This window comes from Cellulomonas fimi, assembly GCF_012952065.1.
GTDB lineage: Bacteria > Actinomycetota > Actinomycetes > Actinomycetales > Cellulomonadaceae > Pengzhenrongella > Pengzhenrongella fimi_A.
Genome location: NZ_JABCJJ010000006.1, coordinates 18,475 through 35,093 on the forward strand (window position 1 = coordinate 18,475; position 16,619 = coordinate 35,093).

The window sequence follows — 16,619 nt, forward strand, 5'->3', positions numbered from 1 at the left end:
GTCCGGCGCGGCGAGGTCCGGAGCGGCTAGGTCCGGCGCGGCTCGCGCCCCGACGGCGCCGACGCCGACGGCGGCGGGCGGAAGTCGGTCGGCTGCGCGGCGATCTCGCAGCGGTGGGCCTGGTCGATCCGGAAGAGCTCGAGCGCGCCGCACACCTCGAGCACGAAGAGGTCGCGCGGGTCCGGCCCGCGCAGCACGGTCGCGCCGCCGCGGCGCCGCGACGAGTCCGCGAGCGAGATGAGGAACGCCGCGCCGGTCGAGTCCATGAACGTCAGCCGGCACATGTCGATCACGAGCAGCTGACGGCGCAGACCGGTCACGCGGGCGGCGATCTCGGGGAACTGGTCGCGCTCGGCGAGATCCAGGTCCCCGGCGACGACGAGCGTCGTGGTCGCGGGGGACGTGGCGATCTCGATCATGGAGGCCTGCTCCGGGGCGTCGGGTGTGGCACCTCGGCGGCGCACGGCGGTCAGGACGACTCTAACCGGCTGTCAGCGGCCCGTGCATGCGCCCCGTGCTCCGCGCGTCGTCTGCCGTTCTGCCGTCGCCGTCGCAGCCGCCGTCCCCGTCGCAGCCACTGTCCCCGCCGTCGCCGTCCCGGCCGTCTCGCGGCGTCGACCACAATGGCTCCGTGAGCCACGACCACCCGAGCCCCCGTTCCCTCCTCAGCGGCCCCGACCCGGTGCTCCTGCCGGCGGACCACCCCGACACCGCCGCCCGCGCGGCCCTGGAGGCGGGCAGCCCCGTGCGCGACGTCGTCCCGCAGGAGCCCGCGTCGTCGTACGTCTGGGCGCTGCTCGCCGAGGAGGCGCTGGGCGCGACGCGGCCGGACCCGATCGCGGCGTACGCCTACGCCCGCACCGGCTACCACCGTGGGCTCGACGCGCTGCGGCGCGCGGGCTGGCGCGGGCAGGGCCCCGTGCCCGTGGACCACGTGCCCAACCAGGGCTTCCTGCGGGCGGTGCTCGCGCTCGCGGAGGCGGCCGAGGCGATCGGCGAGACCGCGGAGTCCGAGCGGTGCCGCCGGCTGCTCGTCGACAGTGGCACGACGCCGGAGGCGGTCGCCGCGCTGCGGTGACCGCAGGTGCCCACGACAGCGCGCAAGGCCGCGGGTGAACAGTTGACGCCCGCGTGGTCAAACGTTGACGTGCCGCGCGCTCCCGGGCGGTAACCTTTCGCGGGGCGCCGGACGACCGCCGGCCGCGTCCGGGCGCCGCGGTCTCACCGAGGCAGCCACCGAGACCGATCGGGAGTGGGGATCACATGCCAGCCGTCGTAGTCGTCGGTGCCCAGTGGGGCGACGAGGGCAAGGGCAAGGCGACCGATCAGCTCGGGGCGCGCGTGGACTACGTCGTGAAGTTCAACGGCGGGAACAACGCGGGTCACACCGTGGTGATCGGCGACGAGAAGTACGCCCTGCACCTGCTGCCGTCGGGGATCCTGTCGCCCGGCGTCGTGCCCGTGATCGGCAACGGCGTCGTGATCGACATCGAGGTGCTCTTCCAGGAGCTGGACGCCCTCGTGGCGCGCGGCGTGGACGTCAGCAGGCTCCAGGTCTCGAGCGCCGCGCACGTGATCGCGCCGTACAACCGGACCCTGGACAAGGTCACCGAGCGGTTCCTCGGGAAGCGCCGGATCGGCACGACCGGCCGCGGCATCGGGCCGACGTACGCCGACAAGATCAGCCGCGTGGGCATCCGGGTCCAGGACCTGTTCGACGAGAAGATCCTGCGGCAGAAGGTCGAGGGGGCCCTCGACCAGAAGAACCACCTGCTCGTGAAGGTCTACAACCGCCGCGCCATCACGGTCGACGAGACGGTCGACGACCTCCTCACGTACGCCGAGCGGGTCCGCCCCATGGTGGCCGACACGACGCTCGTGCTGAATAAGGCGCTCGACGCCGGGAAGACCGTGCTCTTCGAGGGCGGTCAGGCCACGATGCTCGACGTCGACCACGGCACCTACCCGTTCGTCACGTCGTCCAACGCGACCGCGGGCGGGGCGTGCACCGGCTCGGGCGTCGGGCCGACGCGGATCGACCGCGTCATCGGCGTGATCAAGGCCTACACGACGCGCGTGGGCGAGGGCCCGTTCCCGAGCGAGCTGCTCGACGACATGGGCGAGTTCCTGCGGCAGACCGGCGGCGAGTTCGGCGTCACGACGGGTCGCCCGCGCCGGTGCGGGTGGTACGACGCGGTGATCGCCCGGTACTCGGGCCGCGTGAACGGCCTCACCGACCTGGTGCTCACCAAGCTCGACGTGCTCACCGGCCTGGAGAAGGTGCCGGTCTGCGTGGCCTACGACGTCGACGGCGTGCGCCACGACGAGATGCCGCTCGACCAGAGCGACTTCCACCACGCCAGGCCCGTGCTCGAGGAGCTGCCCGGCTGGTCCGAGGACATCACGGGGGCGCGCACGTTCGAGGACCTGCCGACGAACGCGCAGCGGTACGTGCTCGCGCTCGAGGAGATGTCGGGGACCAGGATCTCGGCGATCGGCGTCGGCCCCGATCGCGAGGCCACGATCGTCCGCCACGACCTTCTCGGCTGAGCATTTGAGCGGGGGCATGAGCGCCGCCCAGGTGCCCGTCGCGACGACGCCGGGCGGGGGAGTGCTCACCGCGCCCGGCGTACGCCTGCGACCGCTCGAGCAGGCGGACGCACGCGCCCTGTTCGACGCGCTCGACGACCCGCGTCTGGGCGGGCGGGTACGGGGGAGGCGCCGCCGGGTGGCCGTTGACGTCGGGCGACATGGAGACGTTCGTGGCCCGGATCCTCGGGCAGCCGGCGCACGCCGCGTTCGCGGTCGAGCTCACGCGGCCTGAGTCGGCGGGGTCCTGAGCTGGCGGGGTCCTGAGTCCTGAGTCGGCGGGGTCCTGAGCCACCGAGGTCCGGGCCGGCACAGGTCACGACGTCGCGTGCTGCTCCAGGAACGCGTAGACCTCGGTGTCGTCGACGCCCGGGAACGAGCCCTGCGGCAGCGGCGCGAGGATCTGCGCGTGCAGGTGCGCGCTCGGCCACGACTGGTCGGCCCAGCGCTGCGAGAGCTCGGCGGGCGGCCGGCGGCAGCAGGTCTCGTCGGGGCACCGGGAGACGGTGTGGCGCTTGGTCTCGCGCCCGCGGAACCACTTGCTGTGGGCGTACGGCACCCCCACGGTGATCGAGAACTGGCCCGACGACGTCGACCCCGTCTGCGTCGTGCACCAGAAGGTCCCCTTCGGGGTGTCCGTGTACTGGTGGAACTCGGTCGTCCGGTTGCGGCGCGTGAACGCCACGCGGCCCGCCCACTGCCGGCACACGAGCTGGCCCTCGATCGCGCCGGTCGGGTCGGTGCGGAAGCCGACCCCGTCGTTCTCGTAGCCGCGGTACAGGGCGCCGTCGTCCCCTACGCGCAGGAAGTGCACGGGGATCCCCAGGTGGGCGGTCGCCAGGTTCGTGAACCGGTGCGCGGCCGCCTCGTGCGTGACGCCGAACGCGTCGCGGAAGTCCTCGATCGCCAGGTCCTTGTCGCGTTTGGCGGTCGAGAGGTACTCGATCGCGGCCGTCTGGGGGATCAGGCACGACGCCGCGAAGTAGTTGATCTCGAGCCGTTGCCGCAGGAAGTCGGCGTAGCTGGTGGGCCGTTCGTGCCCGAGCACGCGGTGCCCGATGGCCTGGAGCGCGAGCGACCGGAGCCCGTGGCCGCCGGGGATCGACGCGACCGGCAGGTAGATGCGCCCGTTGGCGAGATCGGTCACCGTGCGGGTCGAGTGCGGCAGGTCGGAGACGTGGATGATCGTGAACCCGAGCTGCTCGGCCATGCGGGCGACCGCGCGGTGCGTGAGCGCGCCGACGGTGTAGCCCGCGCTGCGCACCATCTGCTCGCCGAGCTCCTCGATCTCGGGCAGGTGGTTGTCGCGCGCCCGCATCCACAGGCGCAGCTCGGTGTTCGCCCGGCGGGCCTCCTCGGGGGTGGCGATCGACTCGTTCGCGCGCCGGGCCAGCTCGGCGTGCAGGCCGACGAGCGACTCGAGCGCCTCCATCGGCAGCTTGCGCCCGGGCTTCACCGGCGGCAGGCCGAGCGAGGCGTACAGCGAGCCGCGCTGCGCACGGTCGAGCGCGATCTCGAGCGCCGCCCGGCGGCTCGGCGGCTCGGTCGCGAGCAGGTCGGTGAGTGGGACCTCGAGCGCCTCGGCGATCGACCGGAGCAGCGACAGCCGCGGCTCGCGGTGGCCGTTCTCGATGAGCGAGAGCTGGCTCGGCGCGGTCCGCACGGCCGCCGAGAGCTGGTCGAGCGTGAGCGACCGCTCGGTGCGGAAGTGTCGGATGCGTCGGCCCAGGGTGATGAGGTCGGGGGCGACGGCGCGCGCGGTCTCGGCTGCGGCGTCGTCGGCGGTGGCGGTGCGGGGGGCGGTGCCGGTGCGGGGGGCGGTGCCGGTGCCGGTGCGGGGGGCGGGGCCGATCGGGCTGACTCGCGGGGCGGGGGGCATGAGTTGACTGTAGATGAAGAATCGACGATCTTTCTGAGCTTCCGCGTGGTCGGAGGTCGAATATTGCGGGAAGGTTGAGCTCACACCCGAAAGACGCGTCTCGTTGGGAGCTCAGACCCATGACCATGCTCGAGAGTCCACTGGCCAACGCCCGCCGCACGCGCCTCGAGCGGCCGGTCGTCGACGGCCTCGGCAGCACCGCACCGACAAGGCACGCGGTGCTGCTGGCCTGGGTCGCGCGCGTCGCGGAGCTCACGCAGCCCGCGCGCATCGAGTGGTGCGACGGCTCGGAGCACGAGTGGCGCCGCCTCACCGACCTCCTCGTCGAGCGCGGCACGTTCCAGCGGCTCAACCCCGAGAAGCGTCCGGACAGCTTCCTGGCCCGCTCGGCGCCGTCGGACGTCGCGCGCGTCGAGGACCGCACGTTCATCTGCTCCGAGCGCGAGGAGGACGCGGGGCCGACGAACAACTGGCGCGAGCCGGTCGCCATGCGCGGCGAGCTCGAGGGCGTGTTCGCCGGCTCGATGCGTGGCCGGACCATGTACGTGGTGCCGTTCTCCATGGGTCCGCTCGGTGGCCCGATCTCCCAGCTCGGCGTGCAGCTGACCGACTCGGCGTACGTCGCGGTCAGCATGCGGACGATGACGCGCATGGGCCGGGAGGCGCTCGCGCTGCTCGGGACCGACGGCGCGTTCGTGCCGGCCGTGCACTCGGTGGGTGCGCCGCTCGTGGCCGAGGACGGCACGATCGGTGAGGAGGGCGGCCCGCTCGACTCGTCGTGGCCGTGCAACGACACCAAGTACATCGCCCACTTCCCCGAGACCCGCGAGATCTGGTCCTTCGGCTCGGGCTACGGCGGCAACGCGCTGCTCGGCAAGAAGTGCTTCGCGCTGCGCATCGCGTCGGTCATGGCGCGCGACGAGGGCTGGCTGGCCGAGCACATGCTCGTCCTCAAGGTCACGTCGCCCGAGGGCCGCGCGTTCCACGTCGCCGCCGCCTTCCCGTCGGCGTGCGGTAAGACGAACCTCGCGATGCTCAGCCCGACGATCCCGGGCTGGAAGGTCGAGACGATCGGCGACGACATCGCGTGGATGCGTCCGGGTCCCGACGGCCGGCTGCGCGCCATCAACCCCGAGGCGGGCTTCTTCGGCGTCGCGCCCGGCACGGGCTACGCGACGAACCCGAACGCCATCGCGACGATGACCGAGCGCACGATCTTCACGAACGTCGCCCTGACGGACGACGGCGACGTGTGGTGGGAGGGCCTGACCGACGAGAAGCCCGCGCACCTGACGGACTGGCTCGGCCAGGACTGGACGCCCGACGCCGGTCGTCCCGCCGCGCACCCCAACTCGCGCTTCACAGTCGCCGCGAGCCAGTGCCCGACCATCGCCGACGACTGGGAGGCGCCCGAGGGCGTCGCGATCGACGCGATCCTCTTCGGCGGGCGCCGCGCCTCCAACGTGCCGCTCGTCGCGCAGTCGTTCGACTGGGCGCACGGGGTGTTCATGGGCGCGACGATCTCGTCCGAGCAGACGGCCGCCGCCGAGGGCACGGTCGGCGCGCTGCGCCGCGACCCGTTCGCGATGCTGCCGTTCTGCGGCTACAACATGGCGGACTACTGGGGCCACTGGCTCCGGATGGGGCGCAAGCTCGGGGAGGCCGGTCGCCCGCTGATCTTCCAGGTGAACTGGTTCCGCAAGGGTGAGGACGGCCGCTTCCTGTGGCCCGGGTTCGGCGAGAACTCGCGCGTCCTGGAGTGGATCCTGCGCCGGGTGGAAGGCACCGCAGACGCGGTCCCTGCACCGGTCGGGTACCTCCCGGCCGACGGCGCCCTGCGGCTCGAGGGTCTCGACCTGCCCGACGAGGACGTCCGCGCCCTCTTCGAGGTGGACCCGCGGTCGTGGCTCGCCGAGGCGGACCTGACGGAGGAGTACTTCGGGCAGTTCGGTGCCAACCTGCCGACCGAGATGAGCGACCAGCTCGTCGCGCTGCGCGACCGGCTCGCCGGCGCCTGACGCACCCGACCCGCCCGACCAGCCCGACCCGCCCGACCAGCCCGACCAGCAGGGCGCCACGAGGTCCCGCATGATCACCGCCAGGGGGCGTGATCATGCGGGACCTCTGCCGTGCAGCCGCGACTCATGCGGCGGCGACTAGGCTCACGCACCGTGAAGATCCTCGTCATCGGGACCGGCGCCCGTGAGCACGCCCTCGTCCGTGCGCTGGCCGGTGGGCCGGCGGTCGGGGCCTCGGCGGCCGTTGCGGCGTCTGCGAGCACGGTGTCGCTCCATGCCGCGCCGGGAAATCCCGGGATCGGTGAGATCGCGCAGCTGCACGCCGTCGACCCGACCGACCCGGGCGCCGTCGCGGCGCTCGCGACGTCGCTCGGGGCGGATCTCGTCGTCGTCGGGCCCGAGGCTCCGCTGGTCGCCGGCGTGGCCGACGCCGTCCGCGCGGCGGGGATCGCCTGCTTCGGGCCCAGCGGCGAGGCCGCCGCGCTCGAGGGCTCCAAGTCCTTCGCGAAGGACGTGATGGCGGCGGCGGGCGTGCCGACCGCGATGGCCCACGTCTGCACGACGCCGGACGAGGTCGCCGACGCGCTCGACGCGTTCGGGCCGCCGTACGTCGTGAAGGATGACGGGCTGGCGGCCGGCAAGGGGGTGGTGGTCACCGCGGACCGCGCCGAGGCGCTCGCGCACGGCCGCGCCTGCGTCGAGCGGCCCGACGGTACGGTGGTGGTCGAGGAGTACCTCGACGGCCCCGAGGTCTCCCTCTTCTGCCTGACCGACGGCGCGACGGTGGTCCCGCTCGCGCCGGCGCAGGACTTCAAGCGCGCGCTCGACGGCGACGCCGGCCCGAACACCGGCGGCATGGGGGCGTACTCGCCGCTCCCGTGGGCGCCTCAGGGCCTGGTCGACGAGGTCGTGACGCGCATCGCGCAGCCGACCGTCGACGAGATGGCGCGCCGCGGCACGCCGTTCGCCGGTGTGCTCTACGTCGGGCTCGCGCTCACGAGCCGCGGCACGCGCGTCGTCGAGTTCAATGCGCGCTTCGGCGACCCGGAGACGCAGGTGGTGCTGGCCCGGCTCGAGACCCCGCTCGCGCCTGTCCTGCACGCTGCGGCCACCGGCACACTCGCCGACCTGCCGCCCCTGCGCTGGCGTCGCGAGGCCGCGGTGACCGTCGTGGTCGCCGCGCACGGCTACCCCGCCGCCGCCCGCGCGGGTGACCCCGTCACGGGGACCGCGGAGGCGGAGGAGGTCCCCGGGGTCCGCGTGCTCCACGCGGGGACGTCGGTGTCCGACGACGGCACGCTGGTCGCTTCGGGCGGTCGCGTCCTGTCGGTGGTCGGGGTCGGCGCGGACCTCGCGGCGGCGCGCACCGCCGCGTACGCGGGCACCGAGCGGATCAGCCTCACGGGCAGCCACCACCGCACCGACATCGCGGCGGATGCGGCGGCCGGCACCGTCCGCACACCGGTCGACGCGGACCTCGACGCGAGCTCCGAGGACGAGGTGTCGACGTGACCGGGCCGACGGAGCTGCCGGGCTGGCGGCACACCTACGCGGGCAAGGTCCGCGACCTCTACGTGCCGACCGAGCCGCACCCCGACGGCGACGTCGTGCTCGTCGTCGCGAGCGACCGCGTCAGCGCGTACGACCACGTGCTCGCGACGCCGGTGCCGGGCAAGGGGGTCGTGCTCACGCAGCTCAGCCTGTGGTGGTTCGACCAGCTGAGCGACCTCGTGCCGAACCACGTCGTGAGCCGCGACGTGCCGGCGGCGGTCGCCGGGCGCGCGATGGTCTGTCGCCGGCTCGAGATGTTCCCGGTCGAGTGCGTGGCGCGCGGGTATCTCACCGGCTCGGGGCTCGTCGAGTACCGGACGCGCGGCAGCGTGTGCGGCGTGCCGCTCCCGGACGGGCTGGTCGACGGGTCCCGCCTGCCCGCGCCGATCTTCACGCCCGCGACCAAGGCCGCGGTCGGCGAGCACGACGAGAACGTCAGCTTCGACGTCGTCGCGGCGCAGGTCGGCGCCGAGGACGCGGCGCACCTGCGGGACCTGACCCTCGCGGTGTACGCGCGCGCCGAGGCGGTCGCGCGTGAGCGCGGCGTCATCCTCGCGGACACCAAGCTCGAGTTCGGGCGTCCTGTCGAAGGTCTGGTCGAGGGTCCGGCCGCGGGGCGGATCGTCCTCGGCGACGAGGTGCTGACCCCGGACTCGTCCCGCTTCTGGCCCGCCGACGGCTGGGCGCCCGGCCGGGCCCAGCCGAGCTTCGACAAGCAGTTCGTGCGCGACTGGCTGACGTCCCCGGCGTCGGGCTGGGACCGCGCCTCCGACACCCCGCCGCCCCCGCTGCCCGACGACGTCGTCGAGCGGACGCGCGGCAGGTACCTCGAGGCGTACGAGCGCCTGACGGGACGCGCGCTCGCGCTCTGACGCGTGGGCTGTCGGACTTCACAGCCGCATCGGTGACGGGAGTGACTCGTGAGGCTCGACGGCCTGCTCACCTGTCACGACGACCTCAGCAGTCGCGCGCGCGGCTGTGAGGACCGGGGTACCGTGCGCGCGAGCTCGCGTCCGGTCCGACGGCCTCCGCCCGAGCCTGCGCGCGAAGACATGAGGAGATGTGCGGTGGCGGTTGGATCGGTGCTGCTGACGGGGGCGCGACCGCTGGGCACCTCGGCGCTCGTCGACGTGCTCGTGCGTGACGGCCGGGTCGCGGCCGTCACCCCGCACGGCTCCCGATCGTCCGCGGGCGCCGTCGAGCACGTCGCGCTCGGTGGTCGCACGCTCATGCGGGGCCTGCGTGACGGGCACGTGCACCTGAACCAGTGGGCCATGACCCTCCGGCGGATCGACCTCTCCGCCGCCCGGTCGGCCGCTGAGGTGGTCCGGCTCGTGCAGGAGCGGGTCCGCACCGACCCTCCGCCGGCCGGCGCCGCGCTCGTCGCGTACGGGTTCCGCGACGGGCTCTGGCCGAACGCCCCCACCGCGGCGCTGCTCGACGACGCCCTCGAGCGGGTCGGTGCGCGGGACACGCCCGTGGTGCTCGTGTCGGGCGACTACCACTGCGCCTGGCTGAGCACGGCCGCGCTGGTGCGGCACGGCGTCGTCGGGCATCCGACCGGGGTGCTGCGCGAGCGCGAGTGGTTCGCGATCAGCGAGGCCGCGGTCGCCGTGCCCGAGGCGGTGCTCGACGACTGGGTCGACCAGGCGGTGCGCGGCGCGGCGGCGCGCGGCGTCACCCAGGTCGTGGACTTCGAGCTCGCGGACAACCTGACCGCGTGGCGCCGGCGGATGAGCGGCACGCGGCCGACCGACGGGGTGCGCGTCGCGGCGTCCGCGTGGCCCGAGTACCTCGACCGGCCGGTGGCGGAGGAGCTGGCCACGGGCGACGTCGTCGGCGGCACCGGCGGGCTGCTCACGATGGGGCCGCTCAAGGTGATCACCGACGGGTCGCTCAACACGCGGACGGCCTACTGCCACGACCCGTACCCCGGGCTCGGGGCTGCTGCGGGTTCCCACGGCGTGCTGTCCGTTCCGCCCGAGGAGCTGCGCCTGCTCATGGCGAAGGCCACGCGGCACGGGCTCGCGTGCGCGATCCACGCGATCGGCGACCACGCGAACGCGCTCGCGCTCGACGCGTTCGAGGCGACGGGCGCGCGCGGCAGCATCGAGCACGCGCAGCTCGTGTCGCGCGGGGACCTGACGCGGTTCGCCGCGCTCGGGGTCGTCGCGAGCATCCAGCCGGAGCACGCGCTCGACGACCGCGACGTCGCGGACCGGTACTGGGTCGGTCGCACCCACCGGGCCTTCGCGTACGCGGCGCTGCACGACGCCGGGGTGACGCTCGCGCTGGGGTCGGACGCGCCGGTCGCGCCGCTCGACCCGTGGCTCGCGATCGCGGCGGCGGTCCACCGCACACGGGACGGGCGCGAGCCCTGGCACCCGGAGCAGGGGCTGAGCCTCGACGTCGCGCTCGCGGCCTCGGCCGGGGGTCGCGCCGAGGTGGCGGTGGGTGACGTCGCGGACCTCGTCGTGCTCGACGCCGATCCCTCCGAGGTCGACGCCGCGGGTCTGCGCGCGATGCCGGTGGCGGGGACGCTCGTCGCGGGGCGATGGACGTGGGACGGGGTGGGCCGGTGACGTCGTCGGAATCGCTGCCGGCGACGATGCGCGCCGTCGTCCTCGACGAGTTCGCGGGCCCGCTCGAGGTGCGCGAGGTGCCGGTGCCGCGGTGCCCGGCCGACGGTGTCGTCGTCCGCGTCGCCGCGACGGGCGTGTGCCGCAGCGACTGGCACGGCTGGCAGGGGCACGACGACGGGATCGCCCTCCCGCACGTCCCGGGCCATGAGCTGGCGGGGACCGTGGCCGAGGTCGGGGCTCAGGTGCGCGGCTGGCGGGTGGGCGACGTCGTGACCGTGCCGTTCGTGTGTGCGTGCGGGTCGTGCGCCGCGTGCCTCGCGGGAGAGCAGCAGGTGTGCGAGCGGCAGACACAGCCCGGGTTCACGCATGCGGGGTCGTTCGCCGAGTACGTCGCGCTGGATCATGCGGACGTCAACCTCGTGCGGCTGCCGGACGGCATGTCGCCGGTGACCGCGGCGGCGCTGGGGTGCCGGTTCGCGACGGCGTACCGGGCGGTGACGGTTCATGCGCGGGTGCGCCCCGGGCAGTGGCTGGCCGTGCACGGGTGCGGCGGGGTCGGGCTGTCTGCGGTCATGGTGGCCGTGGCCGACGGCGCGCGCGTGGTCGCCCTGGACGTGTCGGCGGCGGCGCGGCAGGCGGCGAGGTCGTTCGGGGCCGAGGTGGTCCTCGACCCGCGGGCGTGCGGTACCGGCTCGCCCGACGACGTCGCGGCGGCAGTCCGGGCGGCGACCGGCGGGTCGGTCGACGGGTCGGCCGGCGGGTCGGCGGGAGGTGGCGCGCACGCGTCGCTCGACGCGCTCGGGAGCCCGGTGACGGCGATCGCGTCGGTGCTCGGGCTGCGGCGGCGCGGCCGGCACGTCCAGGTCGGGCTGCTGCTCGGCGGGCAGGCGCGGCCGCCGCTGCCGATGGACCGGGTGGTCGCGTGGGAGCTCGAGCTGTACGGCAGCCACGGCATGGCGGCGCACGAGTACCCCCCGATGCTCGACCGGATCGCGTCCGGTGAGCTGCGACCGGAGCGGCTGGTCGGGCGGGTCATCGGGCTGGACGCGGCGCCCGACGCGCTCCGGGCGATGGGCGGCGCGTCGGCGGCCGCGGGGATGACGGTCGTGGCGCCGTGAGGCAGCCTCTTGTCGGCATAGGTTGTCGCGCGATATATATCGGCCTGTGACGGCGTTCAGGATGACCGAGCAGGCCTACCTCGTGCTGCTCGCGCTCGCCGAGGAGCCACGGCACGGGTACGGCGTCGTGCAGGCCGTGCGCGTCCTCTCCGACGGTGCGGTGAACCTCGGCGCCGGGACGCTCTACGGCATCCTCGACCGGCTCGTCGTAGCGGGGTACGCCGAGGCGTCCGGTGAGGTCGTCGTCGACGGACGGCTGCGGCGCTACTACCGGCTGACCGAGTCCGGTCACGAGGCGCTCGCGGCAGAGACCGCTCGGTTGCGGGCGCTCGCCCGCCGGGCGCAGCGCGTGCTCGGCGCTTCTCCCGCGCTCGGCGGTGCGTGATGGCGGCGCGCGGGGTCGACCCGCGGTTCGCGCGGTCCGTCGCGCTGTGGATGCGCGCGTACCCACGGCGCTGGCGGACGGCACGGGGAGCGGAGCTCGTGGAGGTGCTGGTCGACCTGGCTCCGCGCGATGCGACGCGGCTCGCGCGGAGGGAGGTGCTCGGTCTGGTCCGCGGAGGCTGGGCGACCCGATGGCGCGAGCACCCGCCGGTCGGGCCGTGGGTCCTGTACCGGTTCTTCGACCGCCGCCTCCCGCAGCCGTACCGCCCGTGGGCGTACGACGACATCCAGGGCGCGGTGTACCCGGTGCGGCAGTACCTGACGACGCAGTGGTGGATGGTCCCGTTCTTCACCGTGGTGAACGGCTGGCCTCCACCACGTTGGTTCTTGGCGTTCTTCGTCGCGCTCCTGCTCGGGTCCCTCGTCATCGGGTCCGGGTACCGGCGCGGCCAGGCGTTGCTCAAGCACGCACAGCTGCGCCACGGCGAACCGCTGGTCCCCGGCGCGCTGGTCCAGGTCTACGCGCCCCGGCAGCGGGTCGATGCGCGCACCGGGCTCCCCGGCGCCGTCGGGCTCCTCTTGGCGCTCGGCCTCCTCACGTTCACCGCCGTGGCGGCCGCCCCGAAGATCATCCTGCTCGTGTGGGAACCAGTTCCGTCTCCCGCGCCGCCCGGCTACGTGGGCGGAATCCAGTCGCTCGTCGGACCCGTGGGTGACGACCGCGTCGTCTGGCTGACCGTCCTCGCCGTGGCACTGGCGGTCGGGATGGTGGGCGCCGTCGTCGGGCACCGGCGACTGCGGCGGCTCCTGCCGCTCGGCGTCGACCAAGTGCACCGCGAGCTCCGACCGCTCGGCGTCCGCGGCGTCCTCCGGCTCGCCTACTGGGTGGCCGTCGGAGCGACGGTCGCGTGGCTCGAGATCAGCGGCCGCCTCGTGCTGTGGCTGAGCGTCCCGATCGGCGTGGGGGTCGCCGTGCTGCTGCCGACGTTCCTGCTCGCGACGGCGGTGGTGCGTGGCCTGCCCGACGGCGGCACGTCGATCGCGCTCGCGGACGTGTGGTGGATCGCGAGCCGGGGTCGCACGCCCGAGCCGGATCGCCCGGCGGTCGAGCTGTGCCCGTACCCCGGGTTCGTGCCGAACCCGCTCCCGAACCTGTCGGAGCCCCCGCTCATTGGCCTGTGAGAACCACGTGAGGCGTGAGCGTCACGCAGCTCTGCCAGGTCGTGGGGCGGACGTGGACGGCTCGGGGGCCAGGTCGCCGCACTCGGTATCCTGAGGAAGCCCCACCCGCTCATCCCCCGTTCACAGGAGTGCCCCGCATGGGACGAGTCGTCGTCGATGTCATGCCGAAGCCCGAGATCCTCGACCCGCAGGGCAAGGCCGTCGCCGGTGCGCTCCCGCGGCTCGGCTTCGGTCAGTTCACGAACGTGCGCCAGGGCAAGCGGTTCGAGCTCGAGGTCGAGGGCGACGTGACCCCCGACGTCCTCGCCGCGGCCCAGGAGGCGGCCGAGACCGTCCTGTCGAACCCGGTCATCGAGGACGTCGTGCGCGTCGCCGACATCGAGGCCGACGCCGCCGCGACCGCCGGCTCCACGACCGCCGCCTCGACGGGGCCCGCGCTCTGATGCGCGTCGGCGTCGTCACCTTCCCCGGCACGCTCGACGACCGGGACGCCGCGCGCGCGGTCCGGCTGGCGGGCGGCGAGGCGGTCGCCCTCTGGCACGCCGATCCCGACCTCCAGGGCGTCGACGCCGTGATCCTGCCCGGCGGCTTCTCGTACGGCGACTACCTGCGTGCCGGGGCGATCGCCCGCTTCGCGCCCCTGATGAGCTCGATCGTCGACGCCGCGCGCGGGGGCCTGCCCGTCCTCGGCATCTGCAACGGCTTCCAGATCCTGTGCGAGGCGCACCTGCTGCCGGGCTCGATGATCAAGAACGACGGCCGCACGTTCCTGTGCCGCGAGCAGGTGCTCACGGTCCAGAACGCCGACACCGCCTGGACCCGCGACTACCGCGCCGGCCAGCGCATCACGGTCCCGCTCAAGAACCAGGACGGCCAGTTCGTCGCCGACGAGCGCACGCTCGCCGAGCTCGAGGCCGAGGGCCGCGTCGTCTTCCGCTACGCCGACGACAACCCGAACGGCTCGCGCCACGACATCGCCGGGATCACGAACGCCGCCGGGAACGTCGTCGGCCTCATGCCGCACCCCGAGCACGCGGTCGAGCCCGGCTACGGACCCGACGGCGCGACCGGTCCGCGCACGGGGACCGACGGCCTGGCGATGTTCACCTCCGTCGTGCGCGCCCTGGTCGCCTGAACGCGGACGCAGACCGGGCGCGGGTGCGTGAGGGAGCAGGTCGTGCTCCGGTCGCCCCGCGTGTCAGCCCGACCGGACGACGATCCCCAGATGGGCGGCCAGCGCGGGCGCCAGCTCGATCAGCTGTTGCTCGCCGACGACGGCGCCGCGCAGGTCCGCGACGCCGCGCACCTCGCGCAGATCGCCGCCGCGCAGGTCGAAGCCGTCGCACCGGGCCCGCGTCACGTCGAGCTGACCGACACGCACCCCGGCGAGCCGCACTCGTGTCAGGCGCGCGCCGCCGAGGTCGAGCTCGCCGACGAAGCAGTCCTCGATCAGCACGTCCGTCAGGGCCGCGTCCCGCAGGTTGACGTAGTCGAGCTTGCCTCCGCTGATCCGGACGCGCGTCAGCTGGGACGCGTGGGCCGTGACCGCGCCGAGCCGGCAGCCCGTCAGGACCACGTCGCGCCACACCGACCCGACGGCGTCGAGCTCGCTGGCCCGGACGTCGTCCAGCACCGAGCCGGCGAGCTGGGCCCGGCTCAGCGTGACGTCGTCGAGCACTGAGCCGGTGATGCGTACGTCGAGGAATCGCGCGTTCTCGGCGTCCTGCCCGGTGAGGTCGCGGTCGCGGAGCTCGACGCCGTCGTACTCGCCGTCCGGCGCGAGGTCGCCCGCGAGGGGCGGCAGGTCCGGGAGGCTCACGTCGGCGAGGCGCGGTTCCACCCGACGACGATCCCACGCGCAGCGCCGATCTCCCGCAGCGCCGTTCCCTCCGCAGCGCCGTTCCCTCCGCAGCGCCGATCCCCCGCAGCGCCGATCTCCCGCAGCGCCGATCTCCCGCGGTCGCCCGTCCGTCCGCGCGGAGCATGTGACGGCTGGGGCGCGTGGGGCCGGATGCCGGTTCTGGGCAGCACCTCCTGCACCACGGTTCCCATGCTCCGCGCGGACGGACAGCTGCCCTGGGCGCCACGTCGAGCCGCGCGTCGAGGCGGAGTCGCCCGCGCCGAGAGCCGCCCGGGAGGGAGCCTCAGTGCGGGACGACGTCTCCGGTGAGGTGGAGCTTGCCCGACCGACCGTTCCAGACCGCGTACTCGAAACGGTCACGCTCCTCGGCCACACGCACCGCGACCGTGCCGGGCAGCAGGACCGGCTTGGCGAACTCGACGGACCACGTGAACGCGTCGGTGCGGGCCGCCCCGACGGTCGCGAGCGCGCGCGACGCCGTGTACATCCCGTGCGCGATGGCGCGCGGGAAGCCGAGCGTCCTGGCCGTCGGCGCCGACAGGTGGATCGGGTTGACGTCGCCCGACACGCCCGCGTAGCGGCGGCCGACGTCCGCCGCGAGGCGCCACTGTCCCGTCGGCAACGGCGGCTCGAACGCCGATCGCCGCGACGTGTCAGACCCGCCGCGGTCCCCGACGCGCGCCTCGTCTGACACGTGGGAGGTCGGCGCGCGCTCCCGCGACGTGTCAGACCCGCCGCGGTCCCTGGAGCGCGCATCGTCTGACACGTCTGACACGTCTGACACGTCTGACACGTCTGACACGTCGGACACGTCGGGTGTCGAGGTGTCGAGACCGGCGATCCGGACACCCCTCGCGAGGTAGGTCGACACCCCGCGCCACGCGGGGACGGAGTCCGCGCCCGTCCCGCTGACCCGGACCTCCGTGACGAGCTCGACCTGCGTGCCCGACCGGTGCGCGCGCAGCCCGCGGGCATGGGCTCGCACGTCGAGCGTGTCCCCGAGGGTCACCGGCCGCCGCTGCTCGACCCGGTTCGCGAGATGAACCATCCCGAGCAGCGGCAGCGGGAAGTCCGCGCGCGTCATGAGCGCGGTCGCTACCGGGAACGCGAGCACGTGCACGAACCCCGCCGGCAGCACGTCGGACGCGCTCTCGCCGAGCAGGTGCTGGTACTCCGTGAGCCGCTCGGCGTCCGCGCGGACGTCGCGAACCAGGTACGCGACGTCGGGCAGGCCGCCGCCGGCCCCGAAGGCGCCGCGCGCACGGCCGCCGATCCCCAGGGCGCCGACACGCGCCCCCACCGCCTTCCGGGCCGACGCCGCGAGCCCGCGCGCGTAGAGCCCGCCGAGCCCCGGCACCCCGGGCAGCGCGACCTCGACCAGCGGGCGGCCTCCGGAGGGTTCTGCTCGTCCCACGCTCAGATCCCTCCGGGCACGCGCCGGGCCGCCGCCCGAGC

General features: G+C 74.3%; 15 protein-coding genes. 11 read left to right on the forward strand and 4 right to left on the reverse strand.

The features are described 5' to 3' along the window. Positions 1-26: 26 nt before the first annotated feature. Complete coding sequence (locus HIR71_RS05500) at positions 27-419, reverse strand: STAS domain-containing protein (RefSeq protein ID WP_249051597.1); 393 nt, start codon at positions 417-419, stop codon at positions 27-29. Between the two features lie 212 nt (positions 420-631). Here HIR71_RS05500 and HIR71_RS05505 point away from each other — a divergent pair, with 212 nt between their 5' ends. Both HIR71_RS05505 and HIR71_RS05510 read left to right on the forward strand, forming a co-directional pair. Then, on the forward strand, positions 632-1,078 hold the full coding sequence (locus tag HIR71_RS05505) for a DUF3151 domain-containing protein (RefSeq protein ID WP_169324062.1): 447 nt from the start codon (positions 632-634) through the stop codon (positions 1,076-1,078). A 185-nt stretch (positions 1,079-1,263) separates the two neighbouring features. Then, a complete protein-coding gene (locus HIR71_RS05510; protein WP_169324063.1) occupies positions 1,264-2,550 on the forward strand; it encodes an adenylosuccinate synthase in 1,287 nt (428 codons plus the stop codon). Between the two features lie 355 nt (positions 2,551-2,905). Here HIR71_RS05510 and HIR71_RS05515 read toward each other — a convergent pair whose 3' ends face one another. Continuing rightward, on the reverse strand, positions 2,906-4,468 hold the full coding sequence (locus tag HIR71_RS05515) for an XRE family transcriptional regulator (RefSeq protein ID WP_169324064.1): 1,563 nt from the start codon (positions 4,466-4,468) through the stop codon (positions 2,906-2,908). A 119-nt stretch (positions 4,469-4,587) separates the two neighbouring features. Between HIR71_RS05515 and HIR71_RS05520 the strand changes: the two genes are divergently transcribed. The 9 genes from HIR71_RS05520 to purQ all read left to right on the forward strand — a co-directional run bounded on the left by HIR71_RS05520 (position 4,588) and on the right by purQ (position 14,438). Then, entirely contained in the window at positions 4,588-6,486 is a 1,899-nt protein-coding gene (locus tag HIR71_RS05520; RefSeq protein ID WP_472595086.1) for a phosphoenolpyruvate carboxykinase (GTP), read from the forward strand. A gap of 153 nt (positions 6,487-6,639) precedes the next feature. Next, positions 6,640-7,998, forward strand: coding sequence for a phosphoribosylamine--glycine ligase (gene purD / locus HIR71_RS05525; RefSeq protein ID WP_169324066.1), 1,359 nt, complete (start codon positions 6,640-6,642; stop codon positions 7,996-7,998). Further along, the gene (locus HIR71_RS05530; RefSeq protein WP_169324067.1) at positions 7,995-8,909 is read left to right on the forward strand and encodes a phosphoribosylaminoimidazolesuccinocarboxamide synthase; all 915 of its coding nucleotides are present in this window, start codon (positions 7,995-7,997) and stop codon (positions 8,907-8,909) included. Before purD ends, HIR71_RS05530 begins: the two co-directional genes overlap by 4 nt. Before the next feature lie 195 nt (positions 8,910-9,104). Further along, positions 9,105-10,619, forward strand: a complete 1,515-nt coding sequence (locus tag HIR71_RS05535) for an amidohydrolase (RefSeq protein ID WP_311836113.1) — start codon at positions 9,105-9,107, stop codon at positions 10,617-10,619. A 26-nt stretch (positions 10,620-10,645) separates the two neighbouring features. Then, positions 10,646-11,737: a zinc-dependent alcohol dehydrogenase family protein gene (locus tag HIR71_RS05540; protein ID WP_169324183.1), complete on the forward strand. Its 1,092-nt coding sequence runs from the start codon at positions 10,646-10,648 to the stop codon at positions 11,735-11,737. A 61-nt stretch (positions 11,738-11,798) separates the two neighbouring features. Then, positions 11,799-12,122 carry a PadR family transcriptional regulator gene (locus HIR71_RS05545; RefSeq protein ID WP_169324069.1) on the forward strand — a complete coding sequence of 108 codons (324 nt, stop codon included), beginning with the start codon at positions 11,799-11,801 and terminating at the stop codon, positions 12,120-12,122. Further along, positions 12,122-13,303, forward strand: a complete 1,182-nt coding sequence (locus HIR71_RS05550; protein ID WP_169324070.1) for a hypothetical protein — start codon at positions 12,122-12,124, stop codon at positions 13,301-13,303. Before HIR71_RS05545 ends, HIR71_RS05550 begins: the two co-directional genes overlap by 1 nt. A gap of 137 nt (positions 13,304-13,440) precedes the next feature. Next, on the forward strand, positions 13,441-13,746 hold the full coding sequence (purS, locus tag HIR71_RS05555) for a phosphoribosylformylglycinamidine synthase subunit PurS (protein WP_169324071.1): 306 nt from the start codon (positions 13,441-13,443) through the stop codon (positions 13,744-13,746). Next, positions 13,746-14,438, forward strand: a complete 693-nt coding sequence (gene purQ / locus HIR71_RS05560) for a phosphoribosylformylglycinamidine synthase subunit PurQ (RefSeq protein ID WP_169324072.1) — start codon at positions 13,746-13,748, stop codon at positions 14,436-14,438. The genes purS and purQ overlap by 1 nt, the downstream gene beginning before the upstream one ends. Before the next feature lie 63 nt (positions 14,439-14,501). Here the strand turns inward: purQ and HIR71_RS05565 are convergent, their stop codons facing one another. Together HIR71_RS05565 and HIR71_RS16715 are read right to left on the reverse strand one after the other, a co-directional pair. Then, entirely contained in the window at positions 14,502-15,143 is a 642-nt protein-coding gene (locus HIR71_RS05565; RefSeq protein ID WP_169324073.1) for a pentapeptide repeat-containing protein, read from the reverse strand. Between the two features lie 304 nt (positions 15,144-15,447). Then, a complete protein-coding gene (locus tag HIR71_RS16715; RefSeq protein WP_311836114.1) occupies positions 15,448-16,578 on the reverse strand; it encodes a MaoC/PaaZ C-terminal domain-containing protein in 1,131 nt (376 codons plus the stop codon). Between the last annotated feature and the right edge of the window lie 41 nt (positions 16,579-16,619).